The sequence below is a fragment of the Pseudomonas sp. LB3P14 genome (assembly GCF_054898045.1).
In genome coordinates this window covers 4888814-4907233 of sequence record NZ_CM142714.1, presented here as the reverse complement: position 1 = coordinate 4907233, position 18420 = coordinate 4888814, and the positions used below count along the sequence as shown (strand labels likewise).

Sequence of the window (18420 nt, the reverse complement as noted above, 5' to 3'; positions counted from 1 at the left end):
GAATGCTTCAACGGACGCTCCGCGTTCGGCTCGCATGCCCACGCAGAGCGTGGGAACGATCAACAACGCAGCATCACCGTACTTCCCTGTTACGACCAACGCCGAAAGATCAGCGACGTATTAACCCCACCAAACGCAAAATTATTGTTCATCACGTACTGGTTGCTCATCTGCCGGAACTCGCCGCGCAGGTAATCGAGCTTGCCGCAGTGCGGGTCGACGTCGTCGAGGTTGAGGGTGTGGATGTACAGGTCGCGGTTCAGCATTTCGATGCTGAACCAGGATTCAAGCGCGCCGCAGGCTCCCAGGGTGTGGCCGAGGAAGCTCTTCTGCGAGCTGATCGGCATGTGCTCGCCGAACAGACTGCTGGTCGCCAGTGTTTCGGCAATGTCGCCCTGTTCGGTGGCCGTGCCGTGACCATTCACGTAGCCGATGTCCGAAGGCTTCAGCCCGGCATCTTCCAGGGCCAGCTCCATGGCCCGGCGCATGGTGGTTTGCTCCGGCCGGGTGGCGTGCTGGCCGTCGGCGTTGCTGCCGAAACCGACGAGTTCTGCGTGGATGTGCGCACCGCGAGCCAATGCGTGTTCGAGTTCTTCGAGCACCAGCATGCCGCTGCCTTCACCGATCACCAGGCCATCGCGGCCGCTGTCGTAGGGGCGTGGGGAAGTTTGCGGCGCATCGTTTTTCAGGCTGGTGGCGTAGAGCGCATCGAAGACCATGGCTTCGGTGGGGCACAGCTCTTCGGCACCGCCGGCGAGCATCAATGGCAGGCGACCAAACTTGATCGACTCGTAGGCATAACCGATGCCCTGGCTGCCGCTGGTGCAAGCGCTGGAGGTCGGGATCAGCCGGCCGGTGAGGCCGAAGAAGATGCTGATATTCGCCGCCGTGGTGTGCGGCATCATGCGCACATAGGAGTTGGCGTTCAGGCCCTCGGCCACCGAGTTGAGCAGCATGTTGCCGAACGCCTTGATCTCGTCGGTGCTGCCGGTGGAAGAGCCGCAGGAAACGCCCATGCGCCCGTCCTTGATCGATTCGTCACCCAACAGCCCGGCATCGGCCAATGCCTTTTCCGCCGCACCGACCGCCAGGCGCGAGACCCGGCCCATGCTGCGCAGTTGTTTGCGGGTCCAGTGGCTCGGCACTTTGAAGTCATCGATCGGCCCCGCCAGGCGCGTGTTGAGTTCGGTGAAGCGATCCCACTCGTCCATGCGGCGTATGCCGCTGCGATTGGCGGCGAAGTTGCTGGCGATGGTGTCCCAATCGCTGCCCAGTGAGGTGATGCCGGCCATGCCGGTGACGACGACGCGCTTCATCAGCACAGGCCTCCGTTGACGGCCAGAACCTGCCGGGTGATGTACGACGCTTCCGCCGACATCAGGAAATTCACAGCGCTGGCCACCTCTTCAGGTGTGCCCATGCGTTGTGCGGGAATCATTTTCATCATTTCTTCCACCGGCACGTTTTCATCGAGCATCGCGGTGTCGATCAAGCCGGGTGCGACACAGTTAACGGTAATTTTGCGCTTGCCCAATTCGATCGCCAATGCCTTCGCCGCACCGATCAAACCGGCCTTGGAGGCGCTGTAATTGACCTGGCCACGGTTGCCGATCAACCCGGAAACCGAGGTGATGCAAACAATCCGTCCGGCCGCGCGGCGACGAATCATCGGCATCATCACCGGGTGCAGTACGTTGTAGAAACCGTCGAGATTAGTGCGCATCACCACATCCCAATCATCCTCGCTGAGGGCTGGAAAAGCACCGTCGCGCGTCAGACCGGCGTTAAGCACCACGCCGTAATAGGCGCCGTGGGATTCCACGTCGGCTTCGAGAGTGGCTTTGCAGCTGGCGCGGTCGGACACGTCGAATTGCAGGATGCGCGCTTTACGCCCCAACGCTTCGATGTCGGCCTTCACGGCTTCAGCGTCCGCAAGGCCACTGCGGCAATGCAGCACGATGTCATGCCCGGCCTGGGCCAGACGCAAAGCGATGGCGCGGCCGATGCCGCGGCTGGAACCGGTTATCAGTACGGATTCAGTCATGGCTGGGTTCCTTTTGAAGAGCCGGTAGACTCATGAAGGTATTGAGCGGCCTGAGGCGGACGGAACACGTTCAGACGAGCGGTGGCGTGAATGCCGGGGGCGGTGATATGGCATTCGAACACGCCCATGCCGTTGTCGTCTTCCAGCGAGCGTATTCCGTGGATGGTCAGCTCGGTGCCGGCTGGGAAGTGCTCGACGTTGCATTCGAATTTACGGGTGCCGAGCAGAAACCCCAGTGCCACCGCATCGCCACGCTGACGGGCATGGCAACCGGCGTAGGCGGCGACGCTCTGGGCCATCAGTTCGATGCCGACCCAGGCCGGCAGGCTGCCGTCCGGGCGGTTGAACAGGCCATCGGGTTTGACCGTGAGGCGGGTGTAAATCTGCTCGTCATCGAACGCCAGGATCTGATCGATGAAGATCATGTCGCCAGCGTGCGGCAGCAGTTCGGCGATCGGCCAGTCAATCATGGGGCGTCTCCGATAATCAGGCTGACGTTGTTGCCACCGAAGGCAAAGGAGTTGCTCATCAGATAGCGAGGTGCAATGGACGCCAGGCGATCGGCCGGGATCACCCAATTCAGGGCTGGCAGTTCGGGGTCCGGTTGGCCGTCCCAGACGTGGGGTGGCAGGGCGTGCTCGCGGTTGCCTGCACTTAGGCTCAACCAGCAGAACGCCGCTTCCAGAGCGCCGGCCGCGCCGAGGGTGTGGCCGGTCATGGGCTTGGTCGACGAACACGGCACACCCGCCGGGAACAACGTCGCCACTGCCAGGCTTTCCATGGCGTCGTTGTGTTGGGTGGCGGTACCGTGCAGGTTCAGGTAATCGATCTGCTGTGGTTGCAGTTCTGCTCGGCTCAAGGCTTTGCGCATTGCTTGCAGGGCGCCACGGCCGCTGGGTTCCGGTGCGGAAATGTGATGCGCATCGGAGCTGGCGCCACTGCCGAGCAGGGCAATCGGCTGGCTGTCGCCAACACTTTTGCTCATCAAAAACAGCACCGCCGCTTCGCCAATGTTGATGCCGTTACGGTTCACCGAAAACGGGTTGCAACGTTGCCCGGACACCGCTTCCAGCGCCGAGAACCCGTTGAGGGTCAGCTTGCACAGGCTGTCGACACCGCCGCACAGCACCGCGTCGCACACGCCCAGGTTCAGCAGCCGCTGAGCACTCATCAGCGCTCGGGCGCTGGAGGTGCAGGCCGTGGAAATCACATAGGCCGGGCCGCTCAGTTGCAGCCAGTCGGCGAGGAAGTTCGCCGGAGCGCCGAGTTCCTGTTGCTGATAGTCGTAATCGGCCGGGAACTGATGCTCGCGGATGTAATGGGCCAGGCCGCGACTGGCTTCGTCGATGCCCGAAGTGCTGGTGCCCAGAACGATACCAATGCGGTCGCGGCCGTAGGTCTGGATCGCCTGGTCGATGTCTTCGCGAATTTGCAGCGCGGCTTCCAGCAGCAATTGATTATTACGGCTGCTTTGCTGCGCAAGCTCAGCCGGGATCGGTGCCAGTTTGCCTTGGACCGCGGCCACGGGCAGCGACCGTTCCGCCACCCAGCCGGCCTCATTGCGCATGCCCGAGCAGTCACCGGCAAACAGGTTGCGGGCGACTTCGTGCTTGTCACGGCCCAGGGCGCAGATCACCCCGAGGGCGTTCAGGTAGGCCGTCATGGCGTGTCCCCACTGAGCGGCGTGACTTGATATTTCGGGCCTTTGGGCAGGTTCAATTCAAAGCTCATGGGTTGTGAGTAACGGACGTCCCAGTGCGCTGGCAAGGACCGTTGCGAGCCATGCTGCCAAGCGGCGGGATAGTTGCCCGACAGTTCATCTTTGGGGGTCAGCGCAAACAGCAGCGCGGCGAACAGCTCTCGCGCTTCCGGATTGGGTGGCAGCAGACCGTCAGCCTGCCACTCGCCATCGACCAGTTTCTGGCGTGCCTGTGGAATGCCCAGCAAGTCCATCATCGACCAGCGAATGCCCGGGCCTTCACGCTGGATCACCAGCACCCAGTCCTGCCGTTGGTCAGCCACCAGGCGCTGGATGTGCAATTGCAGCGGCAACGACAGGTTCGGAGTTTGCTCGGGCAGCGGCGCCCGGCTGGCACAGGCGCTCAGCAACAGGACGCAACCCAGGAGCAGAAAACGGATCATCAGGCACACCTTTCAAGGGGTTTGCGCGCGACCACATTGACCAGGGTTTCTTCCCGTTGGCCAATGGGTTTTGGCTGGCGCAGACCCAAACGTTCAAGCAGGCCGAAATCCTTGGCGCGGCTCCACCACAAGTACGGATAAGACACGTTTTTCGGGCCGAATTCGAAACCCTGTTGGCGAATCAATTCCAGATACCCGGCGGCGCTCTTCTGCACGTGCATCGGATGGCGGAACAACCAGCGGATCACCCAAGTATCAATGTAAGCCTCGGTGGATTCGGCGAACAGCAGATAGCCACCGGGCTTGAGCACGCGGTAGAACTCGGCCAGTGCCTGTTCCTGCTGCACCAGATGATGGAAGGTCTGGTGACAGAACAGCAGATCGACGCTGGCGTCCGGGACGTTGATGCTCGCACAGTCGTTGCTGATCAACTCCACCTCCACGCCCTGACGGACGGCTTCTTCGCCGGCCAGGTCCAGGCTGTGAGGGTCGGCGTCCAGTCCGATCAGGCGCTGGGGCGCAAAGGTCTGGCGCAAGTGCTGAAACGACTTGCCCTGACCGCAACCGGCATCCAGCAGCACCGGGTTGCTCGGCGGTGTTTCGCTGAACAGGCCGCGAAGGTCATTGATCGCTACGCGCAACACATGGTGCTGCCAGGTGTGGCTGCGCAGGAACCAGAAACCGAAACGGGTTTCCTCAACGTAGTTGTCGCTCAAATAGCTCACGTGGCATCCCTTGCGCAGAGCTCCGAGAGCATTCGCAGTCGACGTTTGGCTTCGCTGACGAACGGGTTGCGTTCATCCCAGGCATAACCGGCCAGGATCGAACTGATCATGCGGCGAATATCCGGGGAGCCGCCCTCATGATAAATCACGTCCTGGAAGGTTCCGGCGTACCAGCCTTCGACGTAGCAACGGAACGTGTCGACGCCGCGCTTGAGCGGGAGGGCGAACTCAGCCTGCCAATCGACACGTTCGCCTTGCAGTTGGCGATGCAGAACCCCGGCGGCCATGCTCGCCGAGCGCATGGCGATGGTCACGCCGGAGGAGAACACCGGGTCAAGAAACTCCGCCGCGTTGCCGAGCAGTGCAAAGCCTGGCCCGTGGAGGGTTTTGACGTTGGCCGAGTAGCCGCCAATGGTTCGAGCAGGCGTATCCCACAGGGCGTTGTTCAGCACTCCGGCCAGGCTCGGGGTTTCAGCAATAAACCCACGCAGGCACTCGTCCAGATTCTCCATGCGGCCTTCGAAGTGTTCGGCTGCCGCGACCACGCCCACCGAGCAACGGCCGTTGCTGAACGGGATGGTCCAGAACCAGATATCGCGATGGATCGGATGGGTGGTGATGAGGATTTTTTCCCGCTCGAAGGCCGGGTTGTCGATGTGGTCTTCGACGTGGGTGAACACGGCCTGGCGCACTGGGAAGTTCGACGGTGCTTCAAGGTCGAGCAAGCGCGGCAGCACGCGTCCGTAGCCGCTGGCATCCAGCACGAAATCGGCTTCGACGCGGTACTGGCTACCGTCTTCGCGAAGCACATCGAGTTGCGGTTTGGGCAGGGTGAAATCGACGCTGACGATGGCTTCGCCGTAGCGAACGTCCACGCCTTGCAGCGCGGCCTGATCGGCCAGCAGTTTGTCGAAATCGGCGCGCTGGACCTGGAAGGTGGTTGGCTTGCCGTTGCTGAAGGTGTCGCCGAAATCAAAGGCGCTGTACTGCTCGCCCCAGGCGAATGCAGCACCGTTTTTCAACTGGAATCCAGCGGCGTTCACGGCCTCGAGCATGCCGGCTTCTTCGACGAAATCCAGGCAGTGGGACAGCAGGCTTTCACCGATGGAAAACCTTGGGAAATGCTGGCGTTCGATCATCAACACGTCGTGACCTTTGCGCTTGAGCAGCGCGGCGGCGATGGCGCCCGATGGACCGGCACCGATAACCACGACCTGGCGATGTTCCATTTCAACTGTTGGCACGGGGGCTCCTTGCCGGGACGGCGATGTTCAGAGGGGTTCGGTGCATGCCGGCAAGCGCCGGCAGCAGTGTCGCGATCAGGCCCATCACCATCAGCGCGAAGTACAGCGCCGGGCTGATGAGTTGTTGTTGCAGCAGCAGGTTGAGAAAGACGATCTCGCTCAAGCCACGAATATTCAGCAAGATACTTTCCCGCCAGCGACTGGCGCCTTCAAACGAGGCGCCGGCCCAGCCGAGGCCCAGCCAGTTGCCCAGCAGTTTACTGGCAATCGGGAACAGCAGCAGTGCGCTCAGCTGCACCCAGCCGAGGCTGGCCATGGCGCTGTGGACGTTGATCTGCACGATGCCGAACGTGAGGATCAACGGGATCGCGATATACGTCTGCAAGTGACTCATCCAGATCACCGGCAACGGCAGCACCAACGGCACTTTGAGCATTGCCATCCACAGCAGGTAACCGATGCCGAAAATCAGCGCGTTGAGCTTGAAGTGTTCCGCCACGACCAGCAGCGCGAAGAAGCACCCGCTGTGCAGCAACGGCTGGCGCAATCCCAACAGGCGCAGCAGCAACGGCAAGCAGGCGCCGGCCAGCGGCAGCAGGAGGCTGCTCAGGTGCAGGCTGCCCTGGGCGATGGCGAACAGGGTCCAGCAGGTGAGGTCGATGAGGATGGCGGTCTGCACCAGTCGCCGGGTGGCGGCGGGCGGGTAGTTGATGTGCCGCAGGTACAAATACAACACCGGAATCGCGGTGATGGCGAACAGCAAGCCGACCGCCAGCGAACTGATCCACGGTTGCGGCGGCAGCAGCCAGACCGCTGTCGCGAGGCCGCAGGCAAACGGAATGGAGAAACTCGGCAGGGCGATTTTCAAGCTCTGACGGTCGAGTCGCAGGTCGATCACGTCACTGAGAATGTGCCCCAGCAACAAGGCAAAACTCAGGCTGTAGAGGTTTTTCAGCCAGACCGGCGCGACCAGCGCGGCGCCGCTCAATTGCCACTGGGGTTCGATCCAGAAGTACATCAGCAGCGGCAGGCCGAAGGTAGCCAGCAGCAACTGGCTGACGATCGGGATCACGCCGAAGTGACGACCGACACGGGTGGCCACGGCGAACAGCGCCAGGGCCATTGCCCAAAACAAGGCGATCATCATGCGGCAGACTCCGCGACCGGGGTGGCGTGAACCTGGCGTCCGGCCCAAGGCGCAAGCATGAAGCTGAAGGCCAGGCCCAGGCTAACGGACAGGCCGAAATTGCTCACCGCCGGCGTGCTGGACACCGCCAGCAGACCAAACGACAGCCAAGTGGTCAGCGCCGCCAGCAAGGTACCCAGCAGGCTCACGGCAGCGCCGCCGACCTGTTCGCGCATGAGGATCGCGTAATCGACGCTGATGGCCGTCACCAGCAGCAGGCCGAACAGGCTGAACAGCGTCAGCGGTTGCCCCAGCCAGCCGAGACTGGCCAGGCTGCACAGCGCGGCCAGCAGCGGCAGGGCGACGATCCGCAGCGCGCCACCGAAGCCGAACGGCAGGATCAGCACCAGCACGATCAGCACACAGGAAGCGAGTTTCAGCTCTGCGGCACTGATCTGGGTGTCGGCGAACACCTTGTTCAACTCACCGAGGCGATCCACCAGTTCCACGCCCGGCAAATCCAGCGCCTGGACTCGCAGCAGAGCGGGGTTGTTCAGGCCTTGCAGACTGACCATTGCCGCTACGCCGTCATCGGTCGGCCCCAGCCACAGCGCGCGATAGGGTTCGGCCAACGGACCGACCAGCGCCGCGTCGATGTCTTCGGTGGGCAGTGCCTGCAACTTCGTGAGCTCTGCTTGCAGCGCCTCGGCCGGCACGCCGACATCGAGCAGCGGTTGCCAGAACTGCGGCAACTTGTTCAACGCTTCGCGCACTTGCCGCTGTTCGGTCGGTTGGCTGACCAGTTGATTGAGTGACAGATAACCCTTGAGTTTTTCCAGGTTGACCAACTGATCCAGCCGCTCGCTCAACGCGGTTTGGCGTTCGAGCAGTTTCTGCTGATTGGCCGCGCGCACCAGGAAGAACTGGCTGGTGGGTTGATAGCCCGTAATGCGCGCAATGGTTTGTGCTTCGTCAGTCAGTTGCTGCGGTGCACCGACCCACTGGCGAATGTCGTTTTTGGTGTCGAGCTGCAACAGACCGCCCACACAAAAGGCAATCAGCAGCGCCAGCAACACCGGCGTACTCGCGAGTTTGAGCAACGCTTCACGGCGGCCCAGCAAATACTCGGAAACCCGCAGCGGCCACTGCGCTGGACGCAGGTCTGTGCCCTTGAGCAGTGCCGGCAGCAGGCACACCGCGGACAAATAAGCACCGAGCAGACCGGCGGCAGAGAACGCGGCAATCTGGGTCAACGCCGGGAAGGGGGTCCAGGCCAGGGCCAGGTAACCGATGCAACTGGTGATCAGGCTCAGCGTCAGGCCCGGCAACGTCAGGCGCAGGGCCGGCCAACTGTGCCAGGGTTTCAGGCTCCAGCTCTTGGACAGGTAATGCAGCGGGTAATCGACCGCCACGCCGATCAGGCTCGAACCGAGCACCAAGGTCATCACATGCATATGGCCGAACAGCGCCACGCAGGCCACCGCACCGAAGAGCATGCCCACCAGCACCGGGACGAAGGCCAGCAACACGCGCCAGCGCCGGAAGGCCAGCAACAGCAACAACAGAATCCCCGCCGTGGCACCGCCGCCGACCCAGGTCATTTCCCGGGAGGCTTGCTTTTGCCCATTGGCCGCATAGAGCAGGCCGCTGGCGGCAAGCAGTTGAACGTTTGCCTGGGCGGCTTCTTCACGGCTGTGCTGGAGCAGGTCGGCCACTTGCAGCGGCAAATTCATGTCGAAGGCGTTGCCAGTGGTTCGCGAGCGCAGCAGCACCCAACTCTTGCCGTCGGCATCGGCGACCAGCGCACCGCTGCCGATGTCCAGTTGCACCGAACCGTGCTGCGGCTGGCTGTTCTGGATGCGCCCGGTCAGGCCCAGCCAGTCATCCTGGCTCGGCACCAGACTGAAACCGGTGAAGGGGTCGAACAGCGCTTGCACCCTTTGCTGGATAAACGCGTCGGGATGCTCGATCAGTTGCTGCCGGTCGGCCGCCGAGAGCATTGCCAATCGGCCTTGCAGCAATTGCGTGCGTAACGCCGGGAGGTCGGCTTGCAGGTTCCATTGGACCTTTTCGAACAAGCCGCTCGCCTGCCATTGCTCACCCAGTTTCTGGGCCATGGCGACGGCTTGCTGGCGATCGGTGTGGCCCACCAGCACCAGCATTTCGCGGTTCAGCGGTTCTTGCATGCGTTGTTCGGCGCGCAGTTCCAGCGCGTCCGGCGCCGTGCCTGGCACCAGTTCCATCAGGTTGGCCGACAGCGGGGCGCCGTCACGCCATTGCCAACCGGCGAGCGCGAGCACCGCCAGCAGCAGGATCAGAAACAGCCGCGGAAGAATCCGTTCACTCGGCAAAGTCATGTTGCTCCGCATCGCTCAACGGTTGGATGCTGGTGCTGTCCTGCATGCGTAAAAGCGTGCTGTCGCCCTGGGTTTCGAGCAGCTCGATGCTGTGCACCAGTTCGCCGCCGGCAATGTTGATCTGAGTGAACACCTGTTTGAGCAGCATTGAACGCGGGGTCAGCGTCAGCTTCCAGTTCTGCGCATCGCCGCTCAGCGAAAGCTCGAAATCCCGTTGCAGCCCGCTGCTGTCACCTTGCAGTACGGCGAGGAACAAGCGGTTCTGCTCGGCGCCGGCACTCTTGCTGGGGAGCATTTGCCAACCGTTGGCGTCACGCCGGGCAATACCTTTGTCGCTGATGCGGTAATCCTGTTGCAGCGGGGTTTTCAGCAGCCAGAGCAAACCGTGGTTTTTAGCGAGGACGAAGGTGCCCTTGCTGGTCAACGGCTGGGGCAGGGCGCGCAGGTGTTTTTCCTGGATGAAGTTGCCGTGGATCACATCGGGTTTGGCCAATTGATCGCTGAGCTGTTGCAGATCGAATGCATGAGCGATCGATGACAACCCAAGCAGCGCCAAAACGCCGAGGCATTTGAAGAACGGGGTCATGCGAGCATCCTTTCAACTGCGTCGGTGAAGACCTTGGGTGAGGCCAACAGCATTTCTCGGCTGCTCATGTCGACGGCAACCTGCACGGAACTGGCGCGGGTCAAGCGCTCGCCGGTTTGCAGATCGCTGATCAGGTAGCTGATTTTCAGACGGTTCTCCCACTCCACCAGGTTGGCGCGTACGTTCAACTTCTGGCCAAACACCGCGCCGCGCACATAACGCAATTGCAGATCGATCACCGGCCACGCGTAACCGGACTCAACCATGGCGTCGTAGTTGTGGCCGATCTTGTCCAGCAGCGCGCAGCGGGCGACTTCCAGGTATTTGACGTAATGGCCGTGCCAGACGACGTTCATGGTGTCGACGTCAAAGAACGGCACGAGGATTTCCGTATCGGTGTGAAGCACTCCCTTGCTACGCATGCAGCCTCCAGTGTTGCTCGGCGATGCGTTGCAGACACAGGCGCAATTCGCCTTCCAGCGCACGGTCTTCGATGACCGGCGGGAAGTCTTTCGCCAGCTCTTCGTGCATGGCGGCGAGGGCTGGCGGCAGCGGGCGCGCATCCTCGGCCTTGCTGCGCAGCCAGACGCCTTGGTTGGCGGCCAGCAGGGTGGCGGCGGCGACCTGTTCGGTCAGCTCCAGCACGCGGATCGCATCGCGAGCGGCGATGGTGCCCATGCTCACTTTGTCCTGGTTGTGGCATTCGGTGGAACGCGAGAAGACGCTGGCCGGCATGGTGTTTTTCAGTGCTTCGGCGGTCCAGGCACTGGTGCCGATCTGCACAGCTTTGAAGCCGTGGTTGAGCATCGCGCGATCCGCGGTGGCACCGGACAGGTTGCTCGGCAAACCGTGGTTGTAACGCTCGTCCACCAGCAATGCGAGTTGACGGTCGAGCAGGTCGGCGACATTGGCCACCAGGTTCTTCAGGCTGTCCATGGCGAACGCAATGTGGCCGCCATAGAAGTGCCCGCCGTGCAGCACGCGCTCGGCTTCGGCATCGATGATCGGGTTGTCGTTGGCGCTATTAAGTTCAATCTCGATGAACGAACGCAGCCAGTTCAGGCTGTCGGCCAGCACGCCGAGGACGTGGGGCGCGCAACGCAGGGAGTAACGGTCTTGCAGGCGATGCAGCGGCGCGGTCGGCGCGTCGATCGCCAGGTCCTTGCGCAACCACGCGGCGACTTGCATTTGCCCCGGATGCGGTTTGGCGGCGAACAGGCGCTCGTCGAAGTGCTCCGGATTGCCTTGTAGCGCGACCACGTTCAGCGCGGTGATGCGCGTGGCCAGTTGCAGCAGGTAATCGGCGCGGGCATAGGCCAGGCAGGCGAGGCCAGTCATCACGGCAGTGCCATTCATCAAGGCCAAGGCTTCTTTGGGGCGCAGTACCAGCGGCTCCCAACCCAGTTCGCGGTGCACGTCGGCGGCTTGCCAGCGTTCACCCCGGAACATCACTTCACGCTCACCGGACAAGGTCGCGGCGACATAGGACAGCGGCGTCAGATCACCACTGGCGCCTACCGAACCTTCTTCCGGAATCAGCGGCAGAATGTCGTGTTCGAGGAAGGCTTGCAGGCGTTCCAGCAGCTCCACGCGCACCCCGGACACGCCGTGGCACAGCGACTGCAAACGAGCCGCCAATACCGCACGAGTGGCTTGAGCATCGAGCAGTTTGCCCAGGCCGCAGCCGTGGAACGTGTACAGATGACGGGGCAACGCCTCGACGTGATGCAGCGGCACCGCGACCACGCAAGAATCGCCGTAACCGGTGGTCACGCCATAAATCACGCCTTCCTTGTCCAGCAGGGAGTCGAGGAATCGCGCACCTTTGGCGATACGCTCGCGGTACGCAGGGTCGCCTTGCAACTGCGTCGGCACCTGACGATTGGCCAGGGCCAGCACGTCTTCGATGCGCAAAGGGAGTTCGCCGAAGGTTACCGGCTCAAGCGTTGGCGTCGTCATCGGTCTTCCAGAAAGGGTAAAAGTTGAACCATTGTTGAGGCGCTTCAAGGCAATAGTGACCCAAGCGTTCGGCATAGCGGGAGGCCCACTGATGAATGACCTGCTCGCGGTCGCTGCGTTTCCACACCACGGCCTCGGCGAACGGTTCGAGGGTCAGTCGATAGTCGCCCGTCGGTTTCTTCAGGCACAGCATCAGGTTGATCGGGCATTTCAGCAGGCCGGCCAGCAACCATGGCCCCTGAGGGAACGCGGCCTGATGGCCCAGGAAATCCACGATCACGCTGCGCCCGCCATGCAGCGGCACGCGGTCGCCGGCAATCGCCAGCCACTCGCCGCGCTCCAGGCGCTCATGCAGTTGCAGCATGATCAGCGGGTCCAGCTCGCTGACCTGGATCAGTCGCAGATTGGTCGCGCCGGCTTCGCCCAGCAACTGGTTGAATTGCTCGGCGTGCTTGGTGTGCACCAGCACGTTCATCGTGACTTTTTCGCCGATCTCCGCCAACGCACGGCAGACCTCGAGATTGCCCAGGTGCGCGCCCACCAGCATTTGCCCGCGGGTGCCGCGCAGTTGATTGCGCAGTAATGCCGGGTCGATGATTTCAATCTGCTCGATGCTCAGCTTGCCGTTCCACACGTCGAGCTTGTCGAGCATGGAATCGGCGAAGGCCATGAACTGGCCGAACACCCGCCAATGAGTCGGGCGCAATTCGTTGCGGCCGCTCCAGTCGGCGAGCCGTTGCTGGTATTGCCAGGCGCTGTGACGAGCGCTGCGGCCGAACAGGAAAAAGTACAGAACGATGCCGTACAGCAAAGGGCTCAACAGCCGCCGGCCCAGCACTTTGGCGCAGAGTGCGGTGAATTTCATCAGCCAGAAGCTGCCGCGCTCTTCGCGGTCAGCCCAGTGCTTTTTATCCGCGTCAGTGCTCATGCTCGCCACCGTCGCCAGAGAATCACCGGCGCCCGCAGCAACATGCCGAAGAACAGCCGGGTGTGCATGCTCGTAATCAACACGTTGTCGTGGAACAGGCGGAAATGCGAGACGCCGTCCAGCGGGTAGTGGACTTTGGTTTGCAGCCATTGCATCGGGAGATTGCGCCAGGCCAGTCGCACGATAATGTCCGAGTCGAAGTCCATGCGCTTGCCGATCTTCGCCGAATCGATCAGCGCCAGGGTCGGTGGTAACGGGTAGAGGCGGAAGCCGCACATGGAATCGCGAATCTGCAGCGACAAGGTGTTGATCCAGACCATCACGTGAGTCAGGTAACGGGCGTACAAGCGACCTTTCGGCACGCTGGCGTCGTATTGCGGATAGCCGCAGATCACCGCCTCGGGATGGGCGCGTGACTGTTCGATGAAGGTCTGGACGTCTTGCAGATCGTGCTGACCGTCGGCGTCTACCTGCAAGGCATGGCTGAAGCCCAGGCGCGAGGCTTCGCGAAAACCGGTCATGACCGCGCCACCCTTGCCCTGGTTGGCGGCGAGGCGGATCAGGAACACCTTGTCGCGCCGGGCCAGTTGATCGAGCACCTTTGCACAGGCCGGGCTGCTGGCATCGTCCACAAGAATGCACGGCAGGCGGCTTGCGAGCAGTGCATCAACCACCGTGGTGATCGCGGTTTCGTGGTTGTAGACCGGGACCACGGCGCAGGGGTTATGCATATTGGCATTCGCCTGAAGGACCGAGGTGCCTGCATCGCGAGCAGGCTCGCTCCCACATTGGATTCGTGTTGGACGCAGATCCAGTGTGGGAGCGAGCCTGCTCGCGAATGAGTGCGCAGCACTCACCAAGGTTACGCATCGCCTGCAGCCTCCAGCAAGATCCGCCCACTGGAGCAGGTCGCGGTCTCGTTGCGATAGGCGAAATACAACTTGCTGCGCGTCGGATCGAAGCGCAAGTGCAGCTGGACTTCATCGCCGGGGCGCACCAGTTGCTGGAATTTCAGCACTTCCATGCCGGCGAATTTTGCCGGCAGGTCCATCAATTGCTGACCCAGCGTTAACGCCCATTCTACTTGCACCACACCGGGCAATACCGGCGTTTGGGGGAAGTGCCCGCTGAAGTAGGCGAGGTCGGGTGGTACCGCCAGTTGCAGGCTCCACTCACCATCGACTTCGATCTGCTCCAGCACTTGCGGCGCCTTTGGTCGCGGCGCCAGTAGCAGGGCTTCAACGGTGGCCTGGGGCAGTTTGCCCTGAGCGTTCAGCGGCAGATGCCGCAGCAGGCGCCAACGGCGTGGCAACGCCAGGGCTTCGCAATGCTGGCTCAGATGTTGACGCAGTTCTTGCGTGAGGGTGCGTCGACCCTGATTGCGCAAGGCATGCAGGCCTGACTCGGTCAGCACCAGCAACGCACCCAACGAAGCGCGGTTTTCCTGAACCACGCCAAGACGCGCTTCGGCGACCCAGTCGTGGGCCATCAGGGCCTGTTCCAGCATCGGTAGCGAGATACGTTTTTCTTCCAGTTTGACGATCCGGTCCAGCCGTCCGAGCAGTTCGAATCGGCCGTCGGCAGCGATTCGCGCGGCATCCGCGGTGTGTTCGATATGGCCGTACGGCAAGTACGGCGAAGCAATGAGCAGAGCGCCGTCGCTGTCCTGGCTCAATTCAATGTCAGCAAAGGGCTGCCAGAGATCGTGGCCCTGACGCCAGGCGATGCCGCCGGTTTCCGAGCTGCCGAGGATTTCCGTCGGCCACTGCTGCAGGCGTTGCTGAAGGCTTTGCGCGGCCTCGGCCGGCAATGCACCGCCGGAGGAAAATACCCGGCGAACCGCACTTAAAGCAGGCCAGTCGAGGTTGTCGCCCATGCGCTTGAGCAGCGCCGGGCTGGCGACCCAGGCAAACGCCGGGTGTTCGCGGCTGGCGCGCTGCAGGTCTTCAGGGAATGCCAGCTGCTTGCGCACAAACGAGCGCCCGGCGCACAGCGGCCACAGCACTCGAAATAACAATCCGTAAATATGCTGAGTGGCGACGCTGCCAATGATGCAAGTCTGGCCCAGATCGGCTCCCCAGAGCAGCTCCAGCGCTTGGACCTCATTGGCCAGTTGGCGCAAGGTTTTGTCGATGCGCTTGGGCTCGCCACTGGAACCGGACGTGCACAGGCTCAGCGAACAACGATCCAGATCCAGTGCGGCGGGCATCAACGGCGGATGCCGGTAATCGCTCAGGTGCGCGTCATCGGCCTGATCGGTCAGCCACAGATCGACTTCGGTCGACCAGCGCTGTCGAGTCTGGGCTTGCAGGTCCGCGGGCAGCAGCACGCTGACCCCGGCACGCCAGGCACCCAGCAGGGCAATTGCCAGGTTGGCGGCGTCCTCAAGGTGCACGGCAATGCGCCGCACACCCTGGGCTTGCAGTCCCGCGGCGAGGCTCAACGCCTGTACGCACAGTTGCGCGTGATTCAGCGTCGGTTCGGCCGTCACGGCACGTTCCGGTTGCGCCTTGAGCAACAGTTGCTCAAGTTTTATCCAATTCATGGGTGGCCTCGTACCCGTTGTCGTATAAGCCATTCAATGGCAAACAGCAGACCCATCAATCCGTAGGAAATCAGGCCGGTGTACAGCATCCACCAACTCAGCGGCGCCCAGAGGGTCAGGGCGGCGGCGAGCAAACCGTTACAGAGGAAAAACACGCTCCAGACGATCGTCACCTGGCGCGTATAAACAATCGCCTTGGCCGGCAATTGCGGTTCACGCATACGCGCCAGTCGTTCGATGATCGGCGGGCCAACGATCAAGCTCAGGCCAAACAGCCCGAGCATGAAAGCGCTGATCAGCACCGGGTACCAGCGCAGCAAGAGCGGGCTGTCGAACAGCGCCAGCAATAGGCAAAAAACGATCGCGGTGATCGCCATCCACAAGCTGCCTGGGCGGCGCGCGCCGAGCAGCGCCCGGGCCAGCCACAGACTGCCCAGCAGCAGACCGAACTGCCACGGGGCAAAATGCTCCATGCCGAAATACACCGCGAAGGGGTACAGCAGACCCGCCAGCAGCAGGCCAAGGCCGATCAATCGACTCATGCGGCCGGCTGAACCAGACGGTAGACCGCCTCGACCACGTCGCTGACCGTGCGCACCGTTTTGAATTCTTCGGCAGCGATTTTCTTGCCGGTCTGGCGTTTGATGTGATCGATCAGGTCGACCGCGTCAATGCTGTCAATTTCCAGGTCCTGATACAGGTTGGATTCGAGGCTGACGCGTTCGGGGGCCAGCTCGAAGAGCTCGACCAGAGCATCGCGCAAGGTGTTGAAAATGTCGTCACGAGTTTGCATGGTCCGGTCTCAAGCTGCCTGTTTTGCAGTGACGAACGCCGCAAGGCTCGCCACGTTGCTGAAATGATTGCGGGTGTCTTTGGCGTCGGCGTCGATTTTGATGCCGTATTTTTTCTGGATCGCCAGGCCGAGTTCCAGGGCGTCAACCGAGTCCAGGCCCAAGCCTTCGCCGAACAGCGTCTGGTCGTCGCCGATGTCTTCGACGCTGATGTCTTCCAGGCCCAGGGCGTCGATGATCAGTTCTTTGATTTCCTGCTTGAGACTAAGAGTGTGCAGATCGCTCATCTTCGGCGAGCTCCTTAATAAAGTAAGAATGCAAATAATCGTTGAGCTTGCGCGAGGCCTGTGGAGCAGGGCCCAGCGCGGCGAAGGCTTGTGGGTCTATATCGGCCCCGACACGGAAACTGAAGTGCACGCGGCGTTTGGGGATCCGATACCAGGGTTCGGCCTTGGTCAATGTGGTCGGGCTGACCTTGATGATCACCGGGGTGAGGATTTTCGCACCGCGCAGTGCGATCGCCGCAGCACCCCGATGGAAGGCCGGCGGCTGACCCGGTTGGGTGCGGGTGCCTTCGGGAAAGATGATCAGGGTCTGGCCGCTTTTGAGCGCATCGGCAGCGGCATCGAGCATGTCCATGCTGCCGTCGTTGCTGATGTATTCGGTGCTGCCTAGCGGGCCGCGGGTAAAAGGGTTCTCCCAGAGGCTTTTCTTGACCACGCAGTTGGCGTGGCGCACCAGGCCGATCAGGAACACCACATCGATCAGCGACGGGTGATTGGCGATGATCATTTGCCCGGGGCGACCGAGTTTTTCGGCGCCCTGGATGTCGTAAGTCAGCACGCCGGTGCGAGCCATGAATCGTACAAAAAACCAGAACAGGCGAGCGACGGTCTGCCGCGCTCGCCGCCGGTGTGTCCGGGCATCGCCGGGCAGGCAGTTCAGCAGCGGGAAAACCACCAGGCGCAGGCACAGCCCGCCCAACCCGAACAGGGTGAAGCTTGCGGCGGTAGCCAGCAGGCGCCAGTAATAGGCGTCGCGGTTTTTATCGGTTACAGGTTGCGTTGCCAGGTCCATACACGATTTTTCCAGGCATGTTGGCAGGTTGTCTGCTGGCCGAGCAGGGTACGCAATAGGTTCAGGGCATGGGGCCAGTGGGCTTTGGACAACTGATCCGAGGCGCTGTTCAGGGACAGCTGCCAGTCGTTGCCGGGGGTGATCAGCAGACCGACCGCGTAAGGGAACGGCACGTCGTCGATCCAGGTCGAGTAGGCATCGGGCGGTTGCTCTTCGGTGACGACCAGCAGTACCGCGGGTGCGCCTTCGCCAAGCAAAGCTGCAGCCTCTAGCATGCCGTGTTCAAGGCCATCGCCGGCTGCGGCGAGGGCAGTCATTTCGCTGGTTTCACCCCGCATGATCGACCACAGGCCGATGATCGCGTTGTGCACGGACAGGCTGAATTGAGTCGGCGACAGCGGCTGATCGGCAGCCAGATCGCGGAGAATATCGAAGGTGCGCGGTGTTTCGCCGTGGCGAGAAATAAAGACCAACGGTAGGTCCTGACGACCATCGGCCAAAGGCCAGCCGACACTGAACGCCATCCGCGCCAGACGACTGAGTCGACGGCGCTGCATGGCCGGCAAAAACGAGACGTCGGGGGCGGCATCGCTGCTCGCAAGCACGACCGGTTGTCGGCTCCAGGCCTGCCAATCGTCCACGCTTTCGAGCCCAGGGGCCCACGCGCGCCATTGGGCGATGTTGAAGTTGATCACAGGCATTCATCCCGCCCCTGCGGGCTTCCTTGACGCGGTGAGTCGCAAAAAACGCAAACTACCTTATCGTGGCGCTTAGCGCCGAGTGGCGCGCATTATCCCGTTGCGGCGGGCGTGTAGCAAATGATGGTTACATTTTGCTCAATGAAATGTACCGGTTGGTTCGTGCATGGCTGTCACTTGGCCATTATCCACGCTGCG

The 18420-nt window shown here is 62.0% G+C and carries 20 protein-coding genes; all 20 read right to left on the bottom strand.

The window, feature by feature from the left end:
- Positions 1–89 precede the first annotated feature (89 nt).
- Positions 90–1316 (bottom strand): beta-ketoacyl-ACP synthase, encoded by a 1227-nt coding sequence (locus ACYZT5_RS22430; RefSeq protein ID WP_462047460.1) that lies wholly within the window; start codon positions 1314–1316, stop codon positions 90–92.
- Positions 1316–2044 (bottom strand): 3-oxoacyl-ACP reductase FabG, encoded by a 729-nt coding sequence (gene fabG / locus ACYZT5_RS22425; protein ID WP_462047459.1) that lies wholly within the window; start codon positions 2042–2044, stop codon positions 1316–1318. The genes ACYZT5_RS22430 and fabG overlap by 1 nt, the downstream gene beginning before the upstream one ends.
- Complete coding sequence (locus ACYZT5_RS22420; protein WP_462047458.1) at positions 2041–2514, bottom strand: ApeP family dehydratase; 474 nt, start codon at positions 2512–2514, stop codon at positions 2041–2043. The genes fabG and ACYZT5_RS22420 overlap by 4 nt, the downstream gene beginning before the upstream one ends.
- Entirely contained in the window at positions 2511–3707 is a 1197-nt protein-coding gene (locus tag ACYZT5_RS22415; protein WP_462047457.1) for a beta-ketoacyl-[acyl-carrier-protein] synthase family protein, read from the bottom strand. Before ACYZT5_RS22415 ends, ACYZT5_RS22420 begins: the two co-directional genes overlap by 4 nt.
- Positions 3704–4186 carry a hypothetical protein gene (locus ACYZT5_RS22410; protein WP_462047456.1) on the bottom strand — a complete coding sequence of 161 codons (483 nt, stop codon included), beginning with the start codon at positions 4184–4186 and terminating at the stop codon, positions 3704–3706. The genes ACYZT5_RS22415 and ACYZT5_RS22410 overlap by 4 nt, the downstream gene beginning before the upstream one ends.
- Complete coding sequence (locus ACYZT5_RS22405; protein ID WP_462047455.1) at positions 4186–4911, bottom strand: class I SAM-dependent methyltransferase; 726 nt, start codon at positions 4909–4911, stop codon at positions 4186–4188. Before ACYZT5_RS22405 ends, ACYZT5_RS22410 begins: the two co-directional genes overlap by 1 nt.
- On the bottom strand, positions 4908–6155 hold the full coding sequence (locus ACYZT5_RS22400) for an NAD(P)/FAD-dependent oxidoreductase (RefSeq protein ID WP_462047454.1): 1248 nt from the start codon (positions 6153–6155) through the stop codon (positions 4908–4910). Before ACYZT5_RS22400 ends, ACYZT5_RS22405 begins: the two co-directional genes overlap by 4 nt.
- Entirely contained in the window at positions 6142–7302 is a 1161-nt protein-coding gene (locus ACYZT5_RS22395) for a cation:proton antiporter (RefSeq protein ID WP_462047453.1), read from the bottom strand. The genes ACYZT5_RS22400 and ACYZT5_RS22395 overlap by 14 nt, the downstream gene beginning before the upstream one ends.
- Entirely contained in the window at positions 7299–9638 is a 2340-nt protein-coding gene (locus tag ACYZT5_RS22390; RefSeq protein WP_462047452.1) for an MMPL family transporter, read from the bottom strand. Before ACYZT5_RS22390 ends, ACYZT5_RS22395 begins: the two co-directional genes overlap by 4 nt.
- Positions 9622–10224, bottom strand: a complete 603-nt coding sequence (locus ACYZT5_RS22385; protein ID WP_462047451.1) for an outer membrane lipoprotein carrier protein LolA — start codon at positions 10222–10224, stop codon at positions 9622–9624. Before ACYZT5_RS22385 ends, ACYZT5_RS22390 begins: the two co-directional genes overlap by 17 nt.
- Positions 10221–10646 (bottom strand): acyl-CoA thioesterase, encoded by a 426-nt coding sequence (locus tag ACYZT5_RS22380; protein ID WP_462047450.1) that lies wholly within the window; start codon positions 10644–10646, stop codon positions 10221–10223. Before ACYZT5_RS22380 ends, ACYZT5_RS22385 begins: the two co-directional genes overlap by 4 nt.
- Entirely contained in the window at positions 10639–12183 is a 1545-nt protein-coding gene (locus ACYZT5_RS22375) for an HAL/PAL/TAL family ammonia-lyase (RefSeq protein ID WP_462047449.1), read from the bottom strand. Before ACYZT5_RS22375 ends, ACYZT5_RS22380 begins: the two co-directional genes overlap by 8 nt.
- Positions 12164–13111, bottom strand: a complete 948-nt coding sequence (locus tag ACYZT5_RS22370) for an LpxL/LpxP family acyltransferase (RefSeq protein WP_462047448.1) — start codon at positions 13109–13111, stop codon at positions 12164–12166. The genes ACYZT5_RS22375 and ACYZT5_RS22370 overlap by 20 nt, the downstream gene beginning before the upstream one ends.
- Positions 13108–13842 carry a glycosyltransferase family 2 protein gene (locus tag ACYZT5_RS22365; RefSeq protein WP_462047447.1) on the bottom strand — a complete coding sequence of 245 codons (735 nt, stop codon included), beginning with the start codon at positions 13840–13842 and terminating at the stop codon, positions 13108–13110. Before ACYZT5_RS22365 ends, ACYZT5_RS22370 begins: the two co-directional genes overlap by 4 nt.
- Positions 13843–13973: 131 nt before the next feature.
- Positions 13974–15656, bottom strand: a complete 1683-nt coding sequence (locus ACYZT5_RS22360) for an AMP-binding protein (RefSeq protein ID WP_462047446.1) — start codon at positions 15654–15656, stop codon at positions 13974–13976.
- The gene (locus ACYZT5_RS22355) at positions 15653–16198 is read right to left on the bottom strand and encodes a COG4648 family protein (protein WP_462047445.1); all 546 of its coding nucleotides are present in this window, start codon (positions 16196–16198) and stop codon (positions 15653–15655) included. The genes ACYZT5_RS22360 and ACYZT5_RS22355 overlap by 4 nt, the downstream gene beginning before the upstream one ends.
- Positions 16195–16449: an acyl carrier protein gene (locus ACYZT5_RS22350; protein WP_462047444.1), complete on the bottom strand. Its 255-nt coding sequence runs from the start codon at positions 16447–16449 to the stop codon at positions 16195–16197. Before ACYZT5_RS22350 ends, ACYZT5_RS22355 begins: the two co-directional genes overlap by 4 nt.
- 9 nt (positions 16450–16458) lie before the next feature.
- A complete protein-coding gene (locus ACYZT5_RS22345; protein WP_462047443.1) occupies positions 16459–16734 on the bottom strand; it encodes a phosphopantetheine-binding protein in 276 nt (91 codons plus the stop codon).
- Entirely contained in the window at positions 16712–17524 is an 813-nt protein-coding gene (locus tag ACYZT5_RS22340) for a lysophospholipid acyltransferase family protein (RefSeq protein WP_462047442.1), read from the bottom strand. The genes ACYZT5_RS22345 and ACYZT5_RS22340 overlap by 23 nt, the downstream gene beginning before the upstream one ends.
- The gene (locus ACYZT5_RS22335) at positions 17500–18225 is read right to left on the bottom strand and encodes a beta-ketoacyl synthase chain length factor (RefSeq protein WP_462047441.1); all 726 of its coding nucleotides are present in this window, start codon (positions 18223–18225) and stop codon (positions 17500–17502) included. The genes ACYZT5_RS22340 and ACYZT5_RS22335 overlap by 25 nt, the downstream gene beginning before the upstream one ends.
- Positions 18226–18420: the final 195 nt, after the last annotated feature.